Source organism: Corynebacterium sp. NML 120412, from assembly GCF_002285155.1.
Classification (GTDB): Bacteria; Actinomycetota; Actinomycetes; order Mycobacteriales; family Mycobacteriaceae; genus Corynebacterium; species Corynebacterium gottingense.
The window spans coordinates 332933-353933 of sequence record NZ_NSGL01000001.1; the positions used below are offsets into that span (position 1 = coordinate 332933).

The following is a 21001-nucleotide window of genomic DNA, read 5'->3' on the forward strand; positions in this document are numbered from 1 at the left end:
CGGCGGGAAAAAGGGGCATAATCGTGAGCTCAAGAATATTGTGACCAACCACGCAAGTAAGTAAAGGACGTTAGTTATGACAGAACAGCAGTACCGCATCGAGCATGACACTATGGGCGAGGTCAAGGTGCCTGTCGACGCCCTCTGGCGCGCCCAGACCCAGCGCGCCGTCGAGAACTTCCCCATCTCCGGCCGCGGCCTGGAAGACCAGCAGATCCGCGCTCTCGGCCTGCTCAAGGCTGCCTGCGCGCAGGTGAACAAGGACCTGGGCAAGCTGGACGCCGAGAAGGCGGACGCAATCATTGCCGCCGCGAAGGAGATCGCTGACGGCAAGCACAACGACCAGTTCCCCATCGACGTGTTCCAGACCGGCTCCGGCACCTCGTCCAACATGAATACCAACGAGGTCATCGCCTCCATCGCGAAGGCGAACGGCGTTGAGGTCCACCCGAACGACGACGTCAACATGGGCCAGTCCTCCAACGACACCTTCCCCACCGCGACCCACGTGGCGGCGACGGAAGCCGCGGTCCAGGACCTGATTCCGGGCCTCGAGGTCCTGCAGAAGTCCCTGGCCGCAAAGGCTGACGAGTGGCACGAGGTCGTCAAGTCCGGCCGCACCCACCTCATGGACGCCACCCCGGTGACCCTGGGCCAGGAGTTCTCCGGCTACGCCCGCCAGATCGAGCTGGGCATCCAGCGCGTCCAGGGCACTGTCGAGCGCCTCGGCGAGCTGGCCATCGGCGGCACGGCCGTCGGCACCGGCATCAACACGCCGGCCGAGTTCGGCAGCAAGGTCACCGAGGAGCTGAAGAAGCTCACCGGTGTTGACGCCCTGTCCGAGGCGGCCAACCACTTCGAGGCCCAGGCGAACCGCGACGCGCTCGTCGAGTTCTCGGGCGCGATGCGCTCCGTGGCCGTTTCCTTCTACAAGATCGCTAATGACATCCGCCTGATGGGCTCCGGCCCGCTCGCAGGCTTCGGCGAGATCCACCTCCCGGACCTGCAGCCGGGCTCCTCCATCATGCCGGGCAAGGTCAACCCGGTGCTGTGCGAGACCGCCACCCAGGTCTCCGCCCAGGTCATCGGCAACGACGCCGCGATCGCCTTCGGCGGCACCCAGGGCCAGTTCGAGCTCAACGTCTTCATCCCGATGATGGCGCGCAACGTCCTCGAGTCCTCGCGTCTGCTGGCCAACACGGCCCGCCAGTTTGCCACCAAGCTTGTCGACGGGATCGAGCCCGACGTCGAGCGCATGCGCGGCCTTGCCGAGTCCTCCCCGTCCATCGTGACCCCGCTGAACTCCGCGATTGGTTACGAGAACGCGGCGAAGGTGGCCAAGCACGCGATCAAGGAGGGCATCACCATCCGCCAGGCCGTGATCGACCTCGGCTTCGTCGATGGCGAGAAGCTCACCGAAGAGGAGCTGGACAAGCGCCTCGACGTGCTCTCGATGGCCAACACCGATCGCAACTAATCGGCCCCGCCGGTTAGGATAAGTCCCCAGTATCACTACCGAGCTGGGGACTTTTTCATGCCTGATTCCTTTTCCGAGCTGCGCCACGCGGGCGGCTCCAACAAGCCGTGGGTCGCCGGCGGCGTCTTCGCGCTCGCGCTCGCCCTCATCGGCGTCGCGCTCGCCGCCGCGTACTGGTCAAGCAACCCGCACAACAGTTCCCTCCCGGCCACGGTTACCGTCACCGCGCAGCCGTCCGCGCCCGGCCCGGACCTCGCCCCGGCGGGCACCTACTCCGGCACCTTCGTCCGCCTCGCGGAGACCACCGATGGTGCGAATACGCTATCGTGGCCGGTCGTCGCCACGTTCGGCGGCGGCACGGCGACCGTCACCTACCCAAACAGCGGGTGCAGTGCGCTTATCGACGCCACGCTCCACCATCACCCACTCACCGACAAGTGCGAGACCGCGAACGGCGCCGACGCGCGCTGGGAGGTTGCTGTGCCCGACAACGGGCTCGTCGAGCTCACCTACCTTGAGGACGACCAGCGGATCGCCGGCGGCACCCTCTCAATCGGGTTTGACCGGGCATAAACAGACGATTTGCCAAACTTTGCACTGAGTGTAAGATTGCACTCCGTGCAAAATTCACAGTCTTCCGCAAACGCGTGGGAGGTGAAGCGACAGCGCACCAGGCGGCGCATCTTTGAAGCGGCTATGGACCTGGTCGAGGCACACGGAATCGACAACACGACCGTCGAGGACATCTGCCAAGCCGCCGACATCTCCCGGCGCACCTTTTTCAACTACATGGACTCCAAGGACCACGCAATCCTTGGAGCATTCCCCTTCGATCTCACCGAAGACGGGCTCGAGGCCATCGCGTCAACGCCCTCGGACAACCTTGTCGCGCTCATCATCGAGTCGCTCGAGGAGCACCCCGAGGCCGCAGACCAAGAGCACCTCGCCCGTCGGCGCAAGCTACTCCACCAGCACGTGGAGCTTGAGAGCGCCGCGATGGTTCGCAAAAGGGAGGCGATGAAGGCATTGTGGCGTGCCGTCGATAAGCACTTTGCACAACATCCGCAAGACCGAAAGCTCGACGGACCGGTCGAGGAAGAAATCCACGCAGTTGTGGAGATCTTCTTCTTCGCCGTCTCCCGCTATCTCCACCTTCCGGAACGACCGGAAGGCACCCTGAAAGCCAACCTGCTGCGCGCAGGCGCCATGTTTACTGAGTTTACAAAGGAACTGAAATGGAACAATCCGGTAACTCCGGCGTAACAACCGGGAGCACCGTCGTTGAAGGCGGTGCAAAGCAACACATTGGACTGATTTTCACGGCCCTCCTGCTCACCATGCTGATGAGCTCCATGGGCCAGATGATCTTCTCCACCGCCCTGCCGACCATCGTCGGCGAACTCGGCGGCGTTGACCACATGAGCTGGGTCATCTCCGCGTTCCTCATCACCATGACCATCGCGATGCCGATCAACGGCAAGTTTGGCGACGGCCTGGGACGCAAGTGGTTTTACGTCGGCTCGATCGGCCTCTTCGTCATCGGCTCCGCCCTGGGCGGCTTCGCGCACACCATGACGCTGCTTATCATCGGCCGCGCCGTGCAGGGCCTTGGTGCCGGCGGCATGATGGTGAACTCGCAATCCATCATCGCCGAGGTCGTCCCCGCCCGCGAACGCGGCAAGTACATGGGCGTTATGGGCGCCATGTTCGGCGTCGCCTCCGTGCTCGGCCCTGTCCTGGGCGGCTGGTTCACCGACGGCCCGGGCTGGCGCTGGGGCCTGTGGATGAACATCCCGCTCGGCATTCTGGCCATGCTGGTTTCTGCCTCCGTCCTTCGCCTGCGCAAGGGTTCCGAGGGCCCGCTTAACGCCGACTGGCTCGGCATGGTGCTGATGATTATCGGCACCACCAGCCTGATCCTCACCACCACATGGGGCGGTACCCAGTACGAGTGGGGCAGCACGACCATCCTGACCACGATCGCTATCGCCGTGGTTGCCATCGTCGCATTCGTCTTCGTTGAGCTGCGTGCGAAGAACCCGATGATCCCGATGGGCCTGTTCAAGAACCGGAACATGGCGCTCACCACCGCCGCCGGCACGGTGCTCGGGATGGCAATGGTCGGCGCACTCGCCTACCTGCCCACCTACCTGCAGATGGTGCACGAGATGACCCCGACGAACGCGGGTCTCATGATGATTCCGATGGTGCTGGGCATGCTGGGCACCGGCATGACCGTCGGCTTTGTCATCTCTCGCACCGGCCGCTACAAGATGTACCCGCTGGTGGGTATGGCCATCACCACCGTCGGCATGTTCCTCTTCTCCCGCCTCACCGTCGAGACCTCGCTGGTCATGCTGGGCATCTACATGTTCATCTTCGGCTTCGGCCTCGGCCTGGTCATGCAGGTGCTGGTCCTGATCGTGCAGAACTCCTTCCCGGTTGCCATGGTCGGCACCGCGACGGCGACGAACAACTTCTTCCGCCAGCTCGGTTCCTCCATCGGCGCCTCCCTGGTTGGCTCGCTGTTCATCCACAACATGCGCACCCACATGGAGGAGCGCATGCCTGAGGCGATGGCACAGCTGCCGCCCGAGCAGGCGCAGGCGATCGGCCAGCAGTTCAGCGGCGGCAGCAGCAACCTCACGCCGCACCAGGTGGCGCAGCTGCCCGACGCGATCCGCGAGGTCGTGCTGACCAGCTACAACGACGGCCTCACCCCGGTCTTCCTGATGATCGTGCCGCTCGCCGTCATCGCCTTCCTCCTGCTCATCCCGATCACTGAGGATCCGCTGAAGGAAACTGTGGACTAGGAAGAGCCACTGACCAACACAAAGGAGCCACCCTGGCACTCGCCAGGGTGGCTCCTTTTCTGCGTTCTTCGGACCTACTTTTCGTCGGGTTTTGGCAGCAGCAGCTCGTATATGTCGGAGTCGCGCCACTCGCCGGCGCGCTCGCCGTACGTCATCTTCGCCATGTGGTGGAAGGTGCCGATCTTTTCAAACCCGCGGGAGATGTGCAGGCCCGCGGAGCCGGTGTTCTCCGGGAAGATCCACGAGTGAATCGACCACTTGTCCAGCGCAACGCAGGTCTCGATCAGCTTGTCCAGCAGCGCGCCGGACACGCCCATGCCGCGCGAATCGGGGTGCGTGTAGATCGAATCCTCAACCACGCCATGGAACACGCTTCGCGACGACGCCTTCGCCGCGGCAACCCAACCGAGCACCTTGTCGTCGTCAAGCGCATCAACGGCGACGAAAACGGTCTCGATGATCTTACCGCGGGAGAACGCCTCCCACGTCTGCCCCTTCGTCTCGTAGGTGGCGTTTCCAGTGCTCAAGCCCATCTCATAGATCTCACGGACCTGCGGGTAGTCCTCAGGGCGGATCGGACGAATATTAAAACCGTTTTTGGCCATGCGCACTATTGTCATGGCCTTCGAAGTAGCGCGCAAACCGCGCACGAAAAACGCCCCACCACCAGGGTTTTCCTGGTAATGGGGCGCGAGCTATAGCGTAACGCTACGCCAGACTAGTGCTGGTTGATGATCGGGCCGAACTCGCCGTTGTCGCCGCGGGTCCACTCGATGGTGCCGTGCTCGAACTCCTGGATCCAGCCAGACTCGGACGGCAGCGGGGTCTCCGCCTCGAGCGGGAAGCCGAGGGTCTCGGCGTGGTTGCCGTTGATCCACTCGTTCGCAATCTCGCCCCAGATCGGCGCGCCGCCGGTGTTCTCGTTCCAGGTGACGTAGTGCTCGCCGTCGTAGGAGACGATCCAGCCGTTCGCGGTCTCCTCGATGGAAGCCGGCTCGCCCCATGCCGGGTCGGCGTACTTATCGATGGCCGCCGCCAGATCGTTCGGGACCATCGCGGTCTCGCCGTCCGCGGTAGCGATTTCGGTGGTGCCACCCTCAGCGCCGACAGCAGCGCCCGCGCCTGCAGCGCCCTCGGCACCCTCAGCGCCGTCCTCGGCGCCAGCGGTCTCGGTGGCGGTAGCGGTCTCGGTCGCGGTCTCCTCGACCACGGTGGTGCCGTTCTCGCTGTCGCCCTCGTCGGAGGAGCAAGCGACCAGGCCGGTGGCCAGGGTCAGCGCAGCTGCGGAAGCGACGATCTTGCGGGAGATGCTCATAAACAAAACCTTTCGTTGTGTCGTTTACGTGACGTGACCATTATGCAAGCTATACATTCCCACGCCGTTTTACCCCACCCGAACGGGGGTAAACTCTCCCGCTCCCCTTACAGAATCCTGCACTATCCCCATGGATAGCAAACAAAAAGTGTGCACATCCCGCACTAGTTCCGTCCGCGCCGCCTTCCCCGTCCACGCGGCTGGATCGCTTTCCCCTTCTTCCCCTTCTTCCGCTTCTTGTGGCTCTTGTGGCTCTTCTGGGCCGCGTTGGCGCGCGAGGACCGCACCGAGCGCCCCTTGGTGATCCCCACGAAGTCCTGGATCGCGTCGCAGTCGTCGTCCTTGCGCCACACCAGCGCGATCGGCGTCGGCGCGACCGATGGTCCCGCCACCTCGAGCGGCACGACCTGCTTCTTCGATAGGTGCTTGAGCAACGGCAGCGGTCCGTACGCCACACCGACGTTCGCGGCGACGACCTGCAGCGCTTCGCGCAGCGCGTCTACGTCGGGCCGGTGCGAAAACGGCAGGTTGACGTACTCATCGGCGAGGTCCGATTCCGCGACCTGCTCCCCCACCTCCGCGTACACGGAGTCCTTGGGCACGGCGACCCCGGGGGCTTCCTCGTAGAGGCGGACCATGTGGAAGTCTTCGCTCGCGGCGTCGAGGCGCGGGTCCGGGAGGCGGAGCAAGGCGACGGTGGGTGGGGACGAGGGGGCGTCGATAAGCACTGCCCAGGGGTCGGCGGCATCGATGGCCTCGACGGAGTCCCCCGTGGCCTCCTGATAGCGCCGGATCCATTTGCTGGGCGCGGAACCTGTGACGAAGACGAGGGAGAGCATGCCCAGAATGCTACCGTGTGCAGCATGAGCAATGAGACGCCCTCCAGCACGGCCATGAAGCCGGAAACCGCCGCGAAGAAGCTCGGTGTGTATCTGCCCGCCACCCCGCAGGAGTTTCAGGACGGGTCGGTTACCCATGCTGAGCTGCGAGAGCTCCAGCAGAATCCACCCGAGTGGCTGCAGGAGCTGCGCCACAACGGGCCGCACCCCCGCCCCGAGGTCGCCCGCAAGCTGGGCATTTCCATCACCGCGCTGAAGAAGCACGAGATGGACCGCCCGCTGACCTCCAAGGAGATCAGCGAGCTGCTGGCAGACCAGCCGGAGTGGCTGCGCGAGGCCCGCGCGGCGCACGCCGAGCAGCGCAGCGACAACTAGCGCCCTAGAGCATCTTCCAGTCTTCGAGGCCCGGGTAGAGCGGGTACTTCTCCGCCAGCGCGTCGACGCGCGCGTGCAGGGCCTCGGTGTCGGCGGCCTCGCCCTTGATCAGGGCCTCCGCAATAATCTCTGCGACCTCGGTGAAGTCCTCCTTCCCAAAGCCGCGGGTGGCCAGCGCGGAGGTGCCGATGCGCAGGCCGGAGGTGACCTTCGGCGGGCGCGGGTCGAACGGCACGGCGTTGCGGTTCACGGTAATGCCCGCGCTGTGCAGCAGGTCCTCCGCCTGCTGGCCGTCCATCTTGGAGTTGCGCAGGTCCACGAGGACCAGGTGCACGTCGGTGCCGCCGGAGACGACGTCCACGCCGGCCTCCTTCGCATCCGGTTGGGTGAGGCGGTCGGCGAGGATGCGTGCGCCCTCGATGGTGCGCTCCTGACGGTCCTTGAACTCCGGCATGCCGGCGATCTTGAACGCGGTCGCCTTGGCCGCCACCACGTGCATCAGCGGGCCGCCCTGCTGGCCGGGGAAGACCGCGGAGTTGAGCTTCTTGTTCAGGTCCTCGTCGTTGGTGAGGATGAAGCCGGAGCGCGGGCCGCCGATGGTCTTGTGCACCGTGGAGGACACGACGTGGGCGTGCGGCACCGGCGACGGGTGCAGCCCGGCGGCAACCAGGCCCGCAAAGTGCGCCATGTCGACCCACAGGTACGCGCCGACTTCGTCCGCGATGGAGCGGAACTCGGCGAAATCCTCGTGGCGTGGGTAGGCGGACCAACCGGCGATGATCACCTTCGGCTTGACCTCGCGCGCCTGCTCGCGCAGCTTCGCCATGTCGATGGTGTGGGTGTCCTGCTCCACCTCGTAGGCCGCGACGTTGTAAAGACGGCCGGAGAAGTTGATCTTCATGCCGTGGGTGAGGTGGCCGCCGTGCGCCAGGCTGAGTCCCAGGATCGTATCGCCCGGCTCCGCCAGCGCCATGAGGACGGCGGCGTTAGCCTGCGCGCCGGAGTGCGGCTGCACGTTGGCAAACTTCGCGCCGAAGACCTGCTTTGCGCGCTCCTGGGCCAGTTCCTCCACCACGTCGACGTGCTCGCAGCCGCCGTAGTAGCGCTTGCCCGGGTAGCCCTCGGCGTACTTGTTGGTCAGCACAGAGCCCTGTGCCTGCAGGACGGCGCGCGGCACGAAGTTCTCGGACGCGATCATCTCCAGGGTGTTGCGCTGCCGGCTCAGCTCGTTGACGATGGCCTCGTGTACTTCGGGGTCGAAGGTGGCGAGGTCCTGGTAACGGAAGTCTTCAGACACGTGCTCCGGGTCCTTTCAATGGTTCAAGATTCGATGGCAAAATCCCCGCAGCGCGGTGACTTTCTAGCAGTATAAACGCCACCCCACACCCACGGGGGCAACTTCCAGCCCTCTTCAAGCCCTCTTCAAGCCCTGCCCTGAGCGCGAGCAGTGTTCCAGCGAGTGGAACAATGGGGCCCATGGCTCAAGGTGTACGGGGAGCGGACTCAAGCCCCTATCTGGACTTCCACCGCCAGGATTGGCGCGAGCGCCGCGCGACGATGCCGCAGGTGCTCACCGCCGAGGAGGCGGAGAAGCTCAGCGGTATCGGCGAAAACCTTGACTTGCAGGAGGTCGAGGACATCTACCTCCCCTTATCGCGTCTCATCCACCTCCAGGTCCGCGCCCGCCAGAAGCTCACCAACGCCACCGAGACCTTCATCGGCGGCGACCCCGGCCACGTCCCATTCATCATCGGCCTGGCCGGTTCGGTGGCCGTGGGCAAGTCGACCACTGCGCGCGTGCTCCAACTCCTGCTGCAGCGCTGGGAGTCGCACCCCCGCGTGGACCTGATCACCACGGACGGGTTCCTCTACCCCACCGAGGTCCTCCAGGAGCGCAACCTCATGTCGCGCAAGGGCTTCCCGGAATCCTACGATCGCCGCAACCTCATGCGCTTTGTCACTGAGGTCAAATCCGGCCAGCCCGTGGTCAAGGCGCCCATCTACTCGCACACGGCGTACAACATCCTGCCCGGTGAGTACATCGAGGTCCGCCAGCCCGACATCCTCATCCTCGAGGGCCTCAACGTCCTCCAGACCGGCCCCACGCTCATGGTCTCGGATCTGTTCGACTTCTCAATCTACGTGGATGCCTCGGTCGAGCACATCGAGCACTGGTACATCTCGCGCTTTCTCAAGCTGCGCCACACCGCGTTCCGCGAGCCGGGCGCCCACTTCGCCGACTACGCCCAGCTTGATGATGCCCAGGCGACCCACCGCGCCCGCGAAATCTGGCAGACCATCAACCTGCCGAACCTGGTGGAAAACATCTTGCCCACGCGCCCCCGCGCCTCGCTTGTGCTGCGCAAGGGCTTCGACCACACGGTGCAGCGCGTGCGCATGCGCAAGCTGTAGCGCTTGTCAGCGCCCCCTACTTCCCGAACCGACGCGACCGCTGGGAGTACTCGCGCAGCGCGCGCAGGAAGTCGATCTTGCGGAACGCGGGCCAGTACGTATCCGTAAACCAGATTTCGGAGTAGGCGGCCTGCCAGAGCAAGAATCCGGACAGCCGCTGCTCGCCCGAGGTGCGGATGACCAGGTCGGGGTCCGGTTGACCCGAGGTATAGAGGTGCTCCCCGATCGAGTCCACCGTGACCGCCTCAGCCAGCGCGTCCGTCGTGGCGCCGCGGGCGGCTTCGTCCCGGATGAGGGAACGCACCGCGTCCACGATTTCCTGGCGCCCGCCGTAGCCGACGGCGATGTTGACGGTCAGCCCCGCCTTCCCCGTGGTTGACTCCGCGGAGCGCTGCATGCGCTCCACCACGTCCGGAGGCAGCAGGTCGAGGTGGCCGACGAGGCGCACGCGGCACGAATAGTGTTCCGTCGCGAGGTCCTCGATCACGTCAGAGATGATGTCAAAGAGCAGCTCCACCTCTTCGGAGGTGCGCTGGAGGTTCTCCGTGGAGAGCAGGTAGAGCGTGACCACGTCGACGTCCATTTCCGCGGACCAGCGCACCAGCTCGCCGATCTTCGCGCCGCCCGCTCGGTGCCCCTGGGAGATGTCGGTCAGCCCGGCCTCGCGCGCCCAACGACGGTTCCCGTCCGCCATCACAGCGATATGCTTAGGCCGCTTCTTGCCGCGCAGCTCGCGCTTCAAGCGCAGCTCGTACAGCGGGTACAGCACCTTCTCCAGCAACGTCACAGTCCTCACTCTACTCATGTGGCGCGCCCGCGCTTAGAAAATACGCTTCTTCCCGAGGTCCAGCACGCCGGCCTCGCGCATCGCGGCGTCCAGCGCCTCCTGGTCGAACGGGTCGATCCCGTGCGCCTCGGCGAACTGCTGGCGGCGCCGGAACCGCGAGTAGCGGCGGTGGAAGGCAAACCCGAGCGAGAGGATCACCACGGCCAGCACCACCAGGATGAGCAGGCCGATTGGCGATGCCTTGCCAAAGTCCGGCCCCACCGGGGTCTCCGCGGGCGCCTGCGCGAGCACGTAGCTCGACGCGTTCACCGCGGACGCGGTCAACGATGCTGTGAACCCAATGCTCATTTCTCGGCCTCCTCCTCGATTCCGGCGAACAGGTCGTCCTCCGGCAAGTACGTTTTCACCCTGGTCTGCGCGAGCTCGAACTCCTCGGTGGGCCAGGCGTCTCGCTGGTCCTGCACCGAGCTGGCCAAAAACGCGCCGGCCGGGTCAATCTGGGTGGCGTGCGCGGTGAGCGCCGCCTCGCGCTGCGCGAAGTACTCGCCGCACTCCACCTGCGTGGTCACGCGGCTCATCACGTCGGCCTGGTTCTGCTCCCAGCGCGCAATCATCAGCTCGTACGGGCTCGGCTTACCCTGCGCGTAGAGTCGCTCCTGCAGCAGACGCATCCGCTGCAGGATAAACCCGTGGCTGTAATACAGCTTCAGCGGCGTCCACGGCTCACCCGCCTCGGGCGCAAACTCCGGATCCCCCGCCTTTTCCCAGGCCAGCATGGAAATCGTGTGCACCATGATGTGGTCCGGGTGCGGGTAGCCACCGTTTTCGTCGTAGGTGATAATGACGTGCGGGCGGAATGCGCGTATCGACGCCACCAGCTTGGCCGCCACCGCCTCCGGATCCTGCACGGCGAACGACCCCTCTGGCAACGGGGGCAGCGGGTCCCCTTCCGGCAGCCCGGAGTCCTGGTAGCCCATCCACTCGTGCTCGACGCCGAGTGCTTCAACCGCGCGGGCCATCTCCCGCTCGCGAACCTGGATGAGGTTGTCCAGCACCCCCGGGCGATCCATAGCTGGGTTCAAAATGTCGCCCCGGCGGCCGTCAGTGCAGGTGACCACCTTGACGCGATTGCCTTCCGCCGCGTACTTCGCCATCGTCGCCGCGCCCTTAGACGATTCGTCGTCCGGGTGTGCGTGGATTGCCATCAGCCGCAAACCAGTCACGAGAACTCCAACTTTTGTAGGGGGCAGTGCTTCAACTCCGGCCCATCTTAGTACCATCAAGTGCGAAGCAATCGTTCGCTCCCGTGCCGCTAACCCAGAAGGAGAGGTCGCCGCAGTGTCCACTACCTCGAATACATCCGCAGCACCAGGCAACGGCGGTACTTCGCGTACGCGGTACGGAGGGGGCACGGGGGCGTCGACAAGCAAACTGCCCGGGCGCATCATGGCGATCGCTGCGGTGCTGCTGGTGGGTTTTGCCATTTTTGCCGTGGCACGCGTGATGAGCGAGCGGTCCGCGCAGCCGATCAGCGCAGATTTCATTTCGCAGGAGAAGGTCGATGACTCGACCTCGCGGCTGTGGATCGACGTGACCCGCGAAGATACTGACGTGCCGTCCTATTGCATCGTCACCGCGGTGGACTACCACCACGCGGAGATCGGTCGCCGTGAAGTGGTCATCCCCGCGGGGGGCGAGGAAATGGAGCGACTCGCCGTTGACATGCCGGTGCGCGGCGATCTCGCGTCGGGGCGCGTCTACGGGTGCTCGGAGAAGACTCCGGACTATATGGACGCGGAAAGCGCCTACTACGCGGCCCGGTAGCCTGCGGGCGGTGTGTTAAGATCCGCCTGTATATTTGTACGAGTATGACCACGTAATCCGTCGGACTGGGCCCGGCCTGGGAAACAGGCGGGCTCGTTTTTGACGTATGAGGGAAGGGTTTTCCGCATGGCTGAGACGCAAAAGCAGTACATCACCCCGGAAATGAAGGACAAGCTCGAGGCAGAGCTGCAGCAGCTGATTGATAACCGCCCGGTGATCGCTGCTGAGATCAACGAGCGCCGCGAGGAGGGCGACCTCAAGGAGAACGCGGGCTACGACGCGGCTCGTGAGCAGCAGGACCAGGAAGAGGCCCGCATCAAGCAGATCTCCGAACTGCTGGCCAACTCCACCACCGAGCGCACCGGCGTCATCGAGGGCGTCGCGCACGTCGGTTCCGTCGTGCACGTGTACTACAACGGCGACGAGAACGATAAGGAGACCTTCCTCATCGGTACCCGCGCTGCATCCACCGACAACAAGGACCTGGAGACCTACTCCGAGAACTCCCCGCTTGGCGCAGCCGTCGTCGGCGCCTCCGAGGGCGATACGCGGAAGTACACCGCGCCGAACGGCCGCGAGATTTCGGTGACGATTCTCTCCGCGGAGCCGTATGATTCTGTTAAGGCTTCCACGCCGCGCGACTAGTACCACTAGCACGCAGCCTCATCCCCGCTTTATTGCACGCTCTTAGAACTAACTGAAGGATCAAACCTGTGATTTCCGTTTCCCGTAAGGCCGCGGCCGGCATGCTCGCCGTGGCAGCAGTTTCCCTCTCCGCCTGCCACCCGCCGCACCAGGTTGACTCCGCCGAGAAGGTCGACACGGCGAAGAGCCAGGACCCGGATTCGCTGGCTTCCTACGGCGCGACCCCGTCCGGCACCGCAGCTGCATCCGGCACCGCTACCGCGTCTGGCACCGCATCCGCGCAGCCGACCACTATCACGGCCTCTGACGGCACCCCCACCATCGCCAACTGCGGCGCCGTCGAGCTGGAGCGCCCGACCGAGCTGGTGCTGGATTGCACCGACCAGGGCAACCTGCTGCGCGACATCGTCTGGGATTCCTGGGAGGCCGACGCCGCTACCGGCACCGGCACCCGCGTGGCCCCGGGCCAGGAGCCGGAGAACATCGCCGTCTCCCTGTCCGAACCGGAGATTGTCAACGGCGTACTGGCCTACACCACGATCACCGTGGACGGCGCGCAGGTGTACCCGGAGCGCGACATGTAACTTCGCCCCGCCTCAGGGCACGCGAAACGCGCCCGGCCCGCAACCTTGATTCCTTGCAAGGTGCGGGCCGGGCGCGTTTGGTATTCAGTGATTAATCATCATTGAAGATGGACAGGAAGCGCAGAATCTCGGTGTAGAGCCAGATGAGCGTCACTGCCAGGCCGAGGGCGACGCCCCATGCCTCCTTTGCCGGCGCACCGGAACGCACCAGCTTGTCGGCCAGGTCGAAGTCCTGCAGGAAGGACAGCGAGGCGATCACGATGCAGACGAGGCTGAAGATGATGGCCATCACGCCGTCACCACGCAGCGGGTTGATACCGGTGAACATGGCGAGCAGGAAGTTGCCCAGCGCGAGGATGGCGACACCAAAGATCATGCCGGTCAGTGCGCGGTTGAAGCGCGGGGTGACGCGGATCGCGCCAGTGCGGTAGACAAACAGCATGCCGATAAACACGCCGATCGTGCCCAGGATTGCCTGGAAGATGAGCTCACCGGCCGTCCCGCCGATGAGGAAGGAGAAGCCGCCGACAAACAGGCCTTCAAACGCCGCGTAGAGCAGCGTGACGGTCGGCGAGCCAAAGCTCTTGGAAAACGAGTGGACCAGCACAGTGATGAACGCGGCGATACCGCCGACGAACGTCAGGATCATGCCGATGCCTTGGTTCACGCCCATGCACAGGGCGAAATTCACCGCGGCGAACGCGACGATCACCGCGAGGGTGATGCCGGTCTTCGACACAATGTCATCGACCGTCATCGGGCGCTGTGCGTCCTGCGGGGCCCGCGGGGTCTCAGTCTGGACGCCACCGTAGGGGGTGTGCTCGTTGTTTCCGTATCCGTAGCCCTGCTGCTGGGCCTGGGGCAAGTTCTTCAGTACCGGATTGCTACTTCGCATCTGGTTTCCATTCCTTTCCTTGTCCATCGTCCGTGTCACCTTATGTAACGCCCCACCTTCCCAGATAGTTCCCATCCGCGTATGAAGCTCGCGGCACACGGGCCTAAAGTGTGAGTATGCATCTGCCCGAATGGGGCGCGCCGGAGCTGTTTTCCCGCGCCCACCAGCAACGGTTTCGCCCCGCCGCGGTAGGCGACGCCGTGCACGAGCGTCTGCTCGAGCTCACGGGTGATGCACACCCGTTTGCTGCGCAGTACGGGGACGTGGAAATCCTGGCCTTCCGGATCAGCCACCCGGTGGACCACTACCTGTTCAGCACGTTCGGTCTGGCGCCGGTGCGCTCCTCGCTCCCGCTCGCCGGCACGCACACCGAGCTGACGCTCCGGGTTCCCGCAGCCGGCGCGCCGCTTCCCCCGGGTTGGCCCGCGGCGGTGCTGGGCCGGTTGGTCCGCCACATCCGGAGGACTGGCCGCCCCATCGAGCCCGGCCACTACTTCGACTTCCACGCGCCGGTCGCAGATGGCGCGCGGCTTTCCGCGTTCAGCTTCGTCGCGGACCCGCTGCTTGGTGTCATCGATTCGCGCCTGGCCATGGTCCGCTTCACCTACGCCGTGGGATTGACCGCGCGCGACCTCGAGGACGCGCTGGCGTGGGACCCGCTGAAGTTCACGGGCGTACTCGGAGACACGTTCCCCCTCGGGCTGAGCGATCCGGCGCGCGCGGATGTAGCCACGCACCGCGCCGCCCGCCGCATTGTCGCCGCGGCCACCGCCCGCGAGGGATCGACCGTGGGCGCCGTCGAGTCGCGGCTGCTCGGTGTCGAGGGCACCGGGCGTATCGACGTCTCCGTCGACGGCGCCCGCGCGATCCTACGCGCTATGCGCCACCGCCTCCCCTTCGGCAGGCCTTTCGCCCTGGTCGCAGGTCGTAACTGGCTGCTGTTCGACCCCGACCTCCCAGGAGCCATCACTGCAGAGGAGGACGGTCTGCGCGTGCCCACCTCCCCGGACGTGCGCAACGAAATCCTGGCCAAACTGGACGCGGCACCAGGGACGTACCGGTTCGTCACCGCCCCACTCGAGTTGCACGTCGTGGATACGCAGCGCTAACCCGCACGAGCATCGGTGCAATGAGCCACGACACCAACGCCCCCACCACCCTCGTGTGGTTCCGCGACGACCTGCGCCTGCACGACAATGCGACGCTTGCTTCGGCGCCGCGGTGACGTGGAACCGCCGCTACCACCTCACCGACATCGACGCGCAGGTCAAGGAGGCCACCGGCGCGGTCTCGCACCCCGGCTTCCTGCTCACCGAGCCCTGGGAGGTCCGCACTGCTTCCGGCACGCCCTACCGCGTATTCACGCCCTTTTCCAAGAAGGCACAGGGCATGCTTCTCGACGCCCCTCCGTCCCCCACACCCGCCCCTGCCGTTGAGGGATTGGAGGGGGTCGAGTGGGCGTCGACAAGCATGGACGAGCCCGAGTCGAGCGCAACGCTTGCGGCGCACTGCACCCCCGGCGACCGTATGGCACGCGGTCGCGCACCCAGAGATGGACCCCGATGCGCAACACCTCGAGCAGCTCGCCCGCTGGCAGCGCGGGGAGACGGGCGTGCCGTACTTCCGTATCTTCAATCCGCTCACGCAGCAGCAGAAGTTCGACCCTGACGGCGCGTACGTCAGCCGCTGGGTACCCGAGGTGAGTACCCCCGCCTATCCTGGGCCGATGGTGGATGTACAGGCATCCCGCAAGGTGGCGTTAGCGGCCTACGACGACATCGCGGCGCATCATTAGTCTGGTGCGAAGATCCCATCCACCTCCACCGAAAGGACATCCCTATGGGCATCTTTGACAACCGCGTCGTGCTGGTCACCGGCGCAGCATCCGGCATCGGCAAGGCCGTTGCCGCCGACCTCGCCGCCAACGGCGCGAAGGTCGTCGTCGCCGACATCAACGAGGACGCCGCCCGTGCAGTCGCCCAGGACATCGAGGCGGCCGGCGGCACCGCAGCCGCGCTCAAGCAGGACGCCGCGAGCGCGCAAGAGAACGAAGCAGCAGTGAAGTTCGCTGTGGAGACGTTCGGCGCGCTCCACCTCGCGGTGAACAACGCCGGTATCGGTGACCAAGTCCCGCTCGCGGAGAAGAAACTCGAGGACTGGGACCGAATCATCAACTTCAACCTCAACGGCGTCGCCTACGGCTGCCACTACCAGCTCAACCAGATGCTTACGCAGCAGGATGGAATCCCGTGCGCGATTGTCAACATGTCCTCCATCCACGGCTCCGTCGCCCGTCAAGGCGGGATCGCGGCGTACGCCGCCGCGAAGCACGGCGTGATCGGGCTGACCAAGTCCATCGCCGCGGACTACGCCGCCAAGGGCATCCGCTGCAACGCCGTCGGCCCCGGCTACATCGACACCCCGCTGCTCAACCGCCTGTCTGAGGAGATGCGCCAGCAGCTCATTGCCCGCCACCCGCAGGCTCGCCTCGGTCGCGCGGAGGAGGTCGCAGCCATGGTCCGCTTCCTGCTCAGCGACGAAGCCTCCTTTGTCAACGGCTCCTACCACCTCGTCGACGGCGGATACACTGCTGTCTAGGCCTTCTAGCCCCCTCGAAAAGAAAGGTGTACTTCCCGTGTCCACTTCAGCCTCGTCACCAACCGCAGCCGTGATCGGCGCCGGGTTCGCCGGCCTCGCCACCGCCGCGCTCCTGGCCCGCGAGGGATACGAGGTGACCGTCTTCGAGCGCTTGAACGCAGTTGGCGGGCGGGCCGGGGAGGAAACCTTCGACGGGTTCCGCTTCGACATGGGCCCGTCCTGGTACCTCATGCCGGACGCGTTTGACCACTTCTTCGCGCTCTTTGGCTACCGCACGGAGGAGCTGCTCGACCTCGTTCCGCTGGATCCCGCGTACCGCCTGTTTCCCGAGTGCCAGGCGCCACTCGACGTCCCCGCGGACCCCGCGCGCGCTGCGGCGCTTTTTGAGTCCATCGAGCCCGGCGCGGGCGCGAAACTCACCGAATACCTCGACTCCGCCGAGCGCATCTACGACCTGGCGTTGCGCCACTTCCTCTACACCACATTCTCCTCCCCCGCCGCGTTCCTCGCGCCGGAGGTGCGCGCCGGCTACGCCGACCTGGCCAAGTTCCTCACCACCCCGCTCGACCGCTTCGTGGCGCGTCGCTTCAGCGATGTCCGCCTGCGCCAGATGCTCACCTATCCGGCGGTGTTCCTGTCGTCGCCCCCGTCGAAGACCCCGTCGCTCTACCACCTGATGAGCCACACCGACCTCACCCAGGGCGTGCGCTACCCGCTAGGCGGATTCGCCGCCGTCGTCGACGCCATCTACCGCATCACCCGCGAGCAGGGCGTCCGCTTCCGCCTCGGCACGGAGGTCACCGCCATCACGCACTCCGGCGGCCGCGCCACGGGCGTGCGCGTTGGCACGGAGCAATTGCTTTTCGACGCCACCGTCTCCGCCGCCGACCTCCACCACACCGAAACACGCCTGCTCCCGGCGGACAAGAGGACCTACGACGAGCCCTACTTTGCCAAGCGCAACCCCGGGGTCAGCGCCGTCCTGCTCACCCTGGGGGTGCGCGGAGCGCTGCCCCAGCTGGCGCACCACAACCTGCTGTTCAGCCGCGAGTGGGGCACGGACTTTGACGCGGTGTTCGACGGCCCCGTCGACGCGCGTCCGCTGGGCGCCTCGCGCTCAATCTACGTATCCAAGCCGTCGGCCACGGACCCCGGCACGGCGCCCGAGGGGCACGAGAACCTCTTCGTCCTCGTCCCGGTGCCCGCCCAGACGGATGTTGGGGGCGGAGATGCGTACGGAGGCGGGGCGTCGACAAGCGTCGAAGCGATCGCCGACGCTGTCCTGACGCAGATCGCGGAGTGGTGCGGCATCCCGGACCTGCGCGAGCGGATCGTCGTGCATAAGACGGTCGGGCCCGCAGACTTCGCGGACCGCTACCGCGCGTGGTCCGGAGGCGCGATCGGCCCGGCGCACACGCTGCGGCAATCGGCGTTTCTGCGCGGGCGCAACGCGTCTCGCAAACTGGAGGATCTCTACTATGCGGGCGCGACGACGGTGCCGGGGGTGGGCGTGCCGATGTGCCTCATTTCTGCCGAGAACGTGGTGAAACGGCTCCGCGGCGATACAAGTTCTGGGCCTTTACCTACCGCCTGACGGCGTCGATCACGTATGGTCGGGCGCATGAAACGACACACCGTAATTGCCGCGACACTGCTGACCTCGGTGGGCCTGGCGCTTGCCGGCTGCTCGGCCGATGACTCGACCAGCACCGACACGAGCGCAACGGCATCGCAGGAGTCCCCATCGTCTGAGAGCACTGAGAGTCCCGTGGAAGCTGCGCCGGCGGAAGACCGAGGCACCGGCGAGCCGCCCGCCGAGTACGGCGAGGAAGCCAACAAGGTCATCGCCGCGTTCAAGGAGCAGTACCCCACCGCGGAGGAAACGGACCTGAATGCGCTCTACGAGCAGATGGGCGGCGACGACCAGTCGATGGAGACGCCCAGCGATGTCACCGTGGATCCGCCGCAGTGCGACTTCTCCGACGAGACCAAGGTCCTGGACAACCTCATGACCAAGCACTCGAAATCCACCCTGCTGTCCAAGCCGGCAGAGATGCCCGAGGGCCAAGACCCGGCCAGCGGTCCGTCGGTGGACCTGGTCGTCGCGGAATTTGGCAACGAGGACGACGCGAAGGCGCTGCTGAAGCGCAGCGACGTCTACAGCGGCGACTGCACTGACATCACGATCACGTCCGGCACCGGAGAGCAGGCCGTCTCTTCCCACAACACGTACGAGAAGTCGGACCTGAAATTTGAGGGCGCGGACGATTCCTTCTCCGGCGTAACCACCGTCGAGGGCGCAATGTCCTACACCGGAGAGACGGTCTACGGCCGCTTTGGCAACACCGTTGTCCAAATCACCGGTTCCGGCGAGGACCCGGAGCAGGTCACGCGGCTGCTGCAGGACGCCGTTGACGCGGTGAGCTAATCGGTGCCCCCAGTGGGACTCGAACCCACACTGAATCGATTTTAAGTCGACTGCCTCTGCCGATTGGGCTATAGGGGCAACAGGCAGTCATCGTACCCTGCACCTACTTGTCCTTTCCGCCGTCGGGCTCTTTGCTTGTCGACGCCCCTCCGTCCCCGTCGCCACGATCACCCTCCGGACCTTCGGCGCGGAACATGGCCTCGAGCTCGTCGGCGTCAATGACGTCGTGCTCCGTGTCCTGCTCGTGCGCCTGGTGGCTGCCTGCCTGCCGGCCGGTGCCAAAGCTGCCGTAGCTGGTCTGGAACTGCGACAGCGGCGAGGTGTTGTACACGCGGACACCGAAGTTTTCCATGCTCCGAATCGTCCGCGTTCTGATGAAGCGGCGCAGGAACCCGCGGGTGGGGCCGAAGATGAGCAGGAACCCGAGCAGGGAGCTGACGAAGCCGGGAATGATGCACAGCAGCCATCCCGTCATCAACAGGGCGGAGTCCCCCGCTACCCTGCCGAGCGACGAGCGCCCCTCGGCGGCGTTGACTAGCGTGCCACGCAGCGCGAGGCTGGCGAGCGCACCACCGAGAAACATCAGCGCGAAGATGGCGAGCAGTGCCCAGCCGACGCCGATGAGCTTGGCAACGCCGAAGAACGCGAGTGCCTCAATGAGAAAGTAGGCGAAAATAAACAGCGGCATGCGGCCAGACTACCTGTCCAGCTGTCGCACGAGCCATTTGACGTCACCAGCCAGATGTTGGAAATACGGGCCATAGTGGTTGACGCCAGTCCTGCCCGGCACGCGCGGCATGCGGCCAGACTACCTGTCCAGCTGTCGCACGAGCCATTTGACGTCACCAGCCAGATGTTGGAAATACGGGCCATAGTGGTTGACGCCAGTCCTGCCCGGCACGCGCGGCATGCGGCGCGTCTGCAACGGAATCTCCCACGCGTCCGCGAGCGCGGTGAGCTGCGGGTACGGGATGATGTCGTCGTGGAGCGAGCCCCAGAACCGGGTCGGGATGCGCAGCGGCCGCCTGCGTCCGAGCGCGATCGACTCGAGGTGCTCGGAGGTGCCAGGGAGGGAGTGGAGGAGCTCCGCCATGCTGAGGCCGCTGCGAGTCCACCGGGTCGTGTGCGCCCAGGGGCGGCGAAGCGATGCCCCGACGGCGCAGAGGTCCGAGTCCGCCAGGATCGTCGCGGCGCCTTCGGGGCTGAGGTGCGGCAGGATCTCATCCGCCAGGTCCGGGTGGTGCGCCATGAGGCCCGCGACGGCGTAAAGGATCACTACGGAAGGCATGGCGCCGTCGACGTGGTCGAGCATCGGCACGAGCGCGGCCGGGGGCGCGCCGACGACGGCGGCTTGCGGCTGGAGCTCCGGGGCGTACTCCGGGCGTTCGAGCCAGGCGCCCACTGCCCCGCCGCCCTGGGAGAAGCCCCACAAGCCGAGCACGGTGGTGTCGACGGAGAGGGATGAAGCGGCGCGGGTGGCGTCGATGAGCGACTGCGCGGCGGCGACATGGTCGCAGTACAGCTGCACGTTCTCCGCCGGGTTTCGGGGGTAGTCGGTGAGCACGACGTTGGCGCCGGCCGCGAGCAGCAGGTTGATCGCCGGCTGCTCGTAGGCGGCGATGAGGTCCCACGGCGCGCGGCGCGGGGCGAGGCCGACGGTGCAGGAGTACGAGGGATTGCAGCGCGGGGCGACGCCCTGCGTGGAGGGGGCGAACGCGATGGTGGGGCGCGGGCCGTGGCCCGGCCAAGGGGTGCGCGAGCGGAAGACCGCCCCGGTGGCGGTGAGGGCGCGGCCGTCCTCGTCCGCAGTAACGTAGTCGATCCCCCAAACGTCGGCGGGGTTGAGACGCTTGGTCAGGCCTACGGCCTTGATTTCGCGGGCGTTGAGGAGGGATCCGGGAGTCATGCCCGTCACCCACGTCGGCGTGGTGTGCTCCGGCTCGGTGCGGCGGGGGTCGTGGAGGGCGTCGAGAAGCAGCCCCGCGATTGTGCGGGTGAGAGGAAACATG

General features: G+C 65.7%; 25 protein-coding genes, 1 tRNA gene and 1 pseudogene. 16 read left to right on the forward strand and 11 right to left on the reverse strand.

What is annotated here, in order from left to right; all coding sequences use genetic code 11:
• Positions 1 to 76 precede the first annotated feature (76 nt).
• Genes CKJ84_RS01435 through CKJ84_RS01450 form a run of 4 tightly spaced genes read left to right on the forward strand, consistent with a single transcriptional unit; the run spans position 77 to position 4290 of the window.
• Positions 77 to 1477, forward strand: coding sequence for a class II fumarate hydratase (locus CKJ84_RS01435; RefSeq protein ID WP_095545710.1), 1401 nt, complete (start codon positions 77 to 79; stop codon positions 1475 to 1477).
• Positions 1478 to 1534: 57 nt separating this feature from the next.
• Positions 1535 to 2050, forward strand: coding sequence for a hypothetical protein (locus CKJ84_RS01440; RefSeq protein ID WP_095545711.1), 516 nt, complete (start codon positions 1535 to 1537; stop codon positions 2048 to 2050).
• A 45-nt stretch (positions 2051 to 2095) separates the two neighbouring features.
• The gene (locus CKJ84_RS01445) at positions 2096 to 2740 is read left to right on the forward strand and encodes a TetR/AcrR family transcriptional regulator (protein WP_133064045.1); all 645 of its coding nucleotides are present in this window, start codon (positions 2096 to 2098) and stop codon (positions 2738 to 2740) included.
• The gene (locus CKJ84_RS01450; RefSeq protein ID WP_095545712.1) at positions 2713 to 4290 is read left to right on the forward strand and encodes an MDR family MFS transporter; all 1578 of its coding nucleotides are present in this window, start codon (positions 2713 to 2715) and stop codon (positions 4288 to 4290) included. The genes CKJ84_RS01445 and CKJ84_RS01450 overlap by 28 nt, the downstream gene beginning before the upstream one ends.
• A 74-nt stretch (positions 4291 to 4364) precedes the next feature.
• Here the strand turns inward: CKJ84_RS01450 and CKJ84_RS01455 are convergent, their stop codons facing one another.
• The 3 genes from CKJ84_RS01455 to CKJ84_RS01465 form a co-directional block, all read right to left on the reverse strand.
• Positions 4365 to 4895 carry a GNAT family N-acetyltransferase gene (locus CKJ84_RS01455; RefSeq protein WP_095276829.1) on the reverse strand — a complete coding sequence of 177 codons (531 nt, stop codon included), beginning with the start codon at positions 4893 to 4895 and terminating at the stop codon, positions 4365 to 4367.
• Between the two features lie 113 nt (positions 4896 to 5008).
• Positions 5009 to 5605 (reverse strand): LGFP repeat-containing protein, encoded by a 597-nt coding sequence (locus CKJ84_RS01460; RefSeq protein WP_095545713.1) that lies wholly within the window; start codon positions 5603 to 5605, stop codon positions 5009 to 5011.
• Between the two features lie 164 nt (positions 5606 to 5769).
• Positions 5770 to 6444 (reverse strand): LysR family transcriptional regulator, encoded by a 675-nt coding sequence (locus CKJ84_RS01465; RefSeq protein WP_095545714.1) that lies wholly within the window; start codon positions 6442 to 6444, stop codon positions 5770 to 5772.
• Between the two features lie 24 nt (positions 6445 to 6468).
• Here CKJ84_RS01465 and CKJ84_RS01470 point away from each other — a divergent pair, with 24 nt between their 5' ends.
• The gene (locus tag CKJ84_RS01470) at positions 6469 to 6819 is read left to right on the forward strand and encodes a DUF5997 family protein (RefSeq protein ID WP_095535677.1); all 351 of its coding nucleotides are present in this window, start codon (positions 6469 to 6471) and stop codon (positions 6817 to 6819) included.
• 4 nt (positions 6820 to 6823) lie between these two features.
• Here the strand turns inward: CKJ84_RS01470 and glyA are convergent, their stop codons facing one another.
• Entirely contained in the window at positions 6824 to 8116 is a 1293-nt protein-coding gene (glyA, locus tag CKJ84_RS01475; protein WP_095276837.1) for a serine hydroxymethyltransferase, read from the reverse strand.
• A 179-nt stretch (positions 8117 to 8295) separates the two neighbouring features.
• Here glyA and coaA point away from each other — a divergent pair, with 179 nt between their 5' ends.
• On the forward strand, positions 8296 to 9231 hold the full coding sequence (coaA, locus tag CKJ84_RS01480; protein ID WP_233125438.1) for a type I pantothenate kinase: 936 nt from the start codon (positions 8296 to 8298) through the stop codon (positions 9229 to 9231).
• A 16-nt stretch (positions 9232 to 9247) separates the two neighbouring features.
• Here the strand turns inward: coaA and CKJ84_RS01485 are convergent, their stop codons facing one another.
• From CKJ84_RS01485 to mca, 3 genes are read right to left on the reverse strand one after another with little or no spacing between them, the layout of a single operon-like run.
• The gene (locus CKJ84_RS01485; RefSeq protein WP_198949228.1) at positions 9248 to 10036 is read right to left on the reverse strand and encodes an isoprenyl transferase; all 789 of its coding nucleotides are present in this window, start codon (positions 10034 to 10036) and stop codon (positions 9248 to 9250) included.
• A 15-nt stretch (positions 10037 to 10051) separates the two neighbouring features.
• Positions 10052 to 10366: a hypothetical protein gene (locus CKJ84_RS01490; protein ID WP_095535680.1), complete on the reverse strand. Its 315-nt coding sequence runs from the start codon at positions 10364 to 10366 to the stop codon at positions 10052 to 10054.
• Entirely contained in the window at positions 10363 to 11223 is an 861-nt protein-coding gene (gene mca / locus CKJ84_RS01495) for a mycothiol conjugate amidase Mca (protein ID WP_095545716.1), read from the reverse strand. Before mca ends, CKJ84_RS01490 begins: the two co-directional genes overlap by 4 nt.
• Before the next feature lie 133 nt (positions 11224 to 11356).
• Here mca and CKJ84_RS01500 point away from each other — a divergent pair, with 133 nt between their 5' ends.
• The 3 genes from CKJ84_RS01500 (at position 11357) to CKJ84_RS12165 (ending at position 13071) form a co-directional block, all read left to right on the forward strand.
• A complete protein-coding gene (locus CKJ84_RS01500) occupies positions 11357 to 11842 on the forward strand; it encodes a DUF4307 domain-containing protein (protein ID WP_233125439.1) in 486 nt (161 codons plus the stop codon).
• 126 nt (positions 11843 to 11968) lie between these two features.
• Positions 11969 to 12487, forward strand: coding sequence for a transcription elongation factor GreA (greA, locus tag CKJ84_RS01505; RefSeq protein ID WP_095276849.1), 519 nt, complete (start codon positions 11969 to 11971; stop codon positions 12485 to 12487).
• Between the two features lie 68 nt (positions 12488 to 12555).
• On the forward strand, positions 12556 to 13071 hold the full coding sequence (locus CKJ84_RS12165; RefSeq protein ID WP_095537674.1) for a hypothetical protein: 516 nt from the start codon (positions 12556 to 12558) through the stop codon (positions 13069 to 13071).
• Positions 13072 to 13162: 91 nt separating this feature from the next.
• Here the strand turns inward: CKJ84_RS12165 and CKJ84_RS01515 are convergent, their stop codons facing one another.
• Entirely contained in the window at positions 13163 to 13966 is an 804-nt protein-coding gene (locus CKJ84_RS01515; RefSeq protein WP_095545717.1) for a Bax inhibitor-1/YccA family protein, read from the reverse strand.
• 116 nt (positions 13967 to 14082) lie between these two features.
• On the opposite strand from CKJ84_RS01515, the gene CKJ84_RS01520 reads away from it, so the two are divergent.
• The 7 genes and pseudogenes from CKJ84_RS01520 to CKJ84_RS01545 all read left to right on the forward strand — a co-directional run bounded on the left by CKJ84_RS01520 (position 14083) and on the right by CKJ84_RS01545 (position 18992).
• Positions 14083 to 15075 (forward strand): suppressor of fused domain protein, encoded by a 993-nt coding sequence (locus CKJ84_RS01520; protein ID WP_095545718.1) that lies wholly within the window; start codon positions 14083 to 14085, stop codon positions 15073 to 15075.
• 20 nt (positions 15076 to 15095) lie between these two features.
• Complete coding sequence (locus CKJ84_RS12305) at positions 15096 to 15191, forward strand: deoxyribodipyrimidine photo-lyase (RefSeq protein WP_198949229.1); 96 nt, start codon at positions 15096 to 15098, stop codon at positions 15189 to 15191.
• Positions 15188 to 15322, forward strand: a pseudogene (locus CKJ84_RS12420) (deoxyribodipyrimidine photo-lyase); the annotation flags it as partial. The gene CKJ84_RS12305 and the pseudogene CKJ84_RS12420, both read left to right, overlap by 4 nt.
• Before the next feature lie 142 nt (positions 15323 to 15464).
• Positions 15465 to 15761, forward strand: coding sequence for an FAD-binding domain-containing protein (locus CKJ84_RS01530; RefSeq protein WP_233125440.1), 297 nt, complete (start codon positions 15465 to 15467; stop codon positions 15759 to 15761).
• 44 nt (positions 15762 to 15805) lie between these two features.
• On the forward strand, positions 15806 to 16564 hold the full coding sequence (locus CKJ84_RS01535; protein WP_095545720.1) for an SDR family NAD(P)-dependent oxidoreductase: 759 nt from the start codon (positions 15806 to 15808) through the stop codon (positions 16562 to 16564).
• 37 nt (positions 16565 to 16601) lie between these two features.
• Positions 16602 to 18158 carry a phytoene desaturase family protein gene (crtI, locus tag CKJ84_RS01540; RefSeq protein ID WP_095545721.1) on the forward strand — a complete coding sequence of 519 codons (1557 nt, stop codon included), beginning with the start codon at positions 16602 to 16604 and terminating at the stop codon, positions 18156 to 18158.
• A gap of 27 nt (positions 18159 to 18185) precedes the next feature.
• Positions 18186 to 18992 carry a hypothetical protein gene (locus CKJ84_RS01545; protein ID WP_143340297.1) on the forward strand — a complete coding sequence of 269 codons (807 nt, stop codon included), beginning with the start codon at positions 18186 to 18188 and terminating at the stop codon, positions 18990 to 18992.
• Between the two features lie 4 nt (positions 18993 to 18996).
• Here CKJ84_RS01545 and CKJ84_RS01550 read toward each other — a convergent pair.
• The 3 genes from CKJ84_RS01550 to CKJ84_RS01560 form a co-directional block, all read right to left on the reverse strand.
• Positions 18997 to 19070 (reverse strand) — tRNA-Leu (locus tag CKJ84_RS01550).
• Between the two features lie 25 nt (positions 19071 to 19095).
• Positions 19096 to 19680, reverse strand: coding sequence for an FxsA family protein (locus CKJ84_RS01555; RefSeq protein WP_095545723.1), 585 nt, complete (start codon positions 19678 to 19680; stop codon positions 19096 to 19098).
• A gap of 120 nt (positions 19681 to 19800) precedes the next feature.
• Positions 19801 to 21000, reverse strand: coding sequence for a lipase family protein (locus tag CKJ84_RS01560; protein ID WP_095545724.1), 1200 nt, complete (start codon positions 20998 to 21000; stop codon positions 19801 to 19803).
• Between the last annotated feature and the right edge of the window lies 1 nt (position 21001).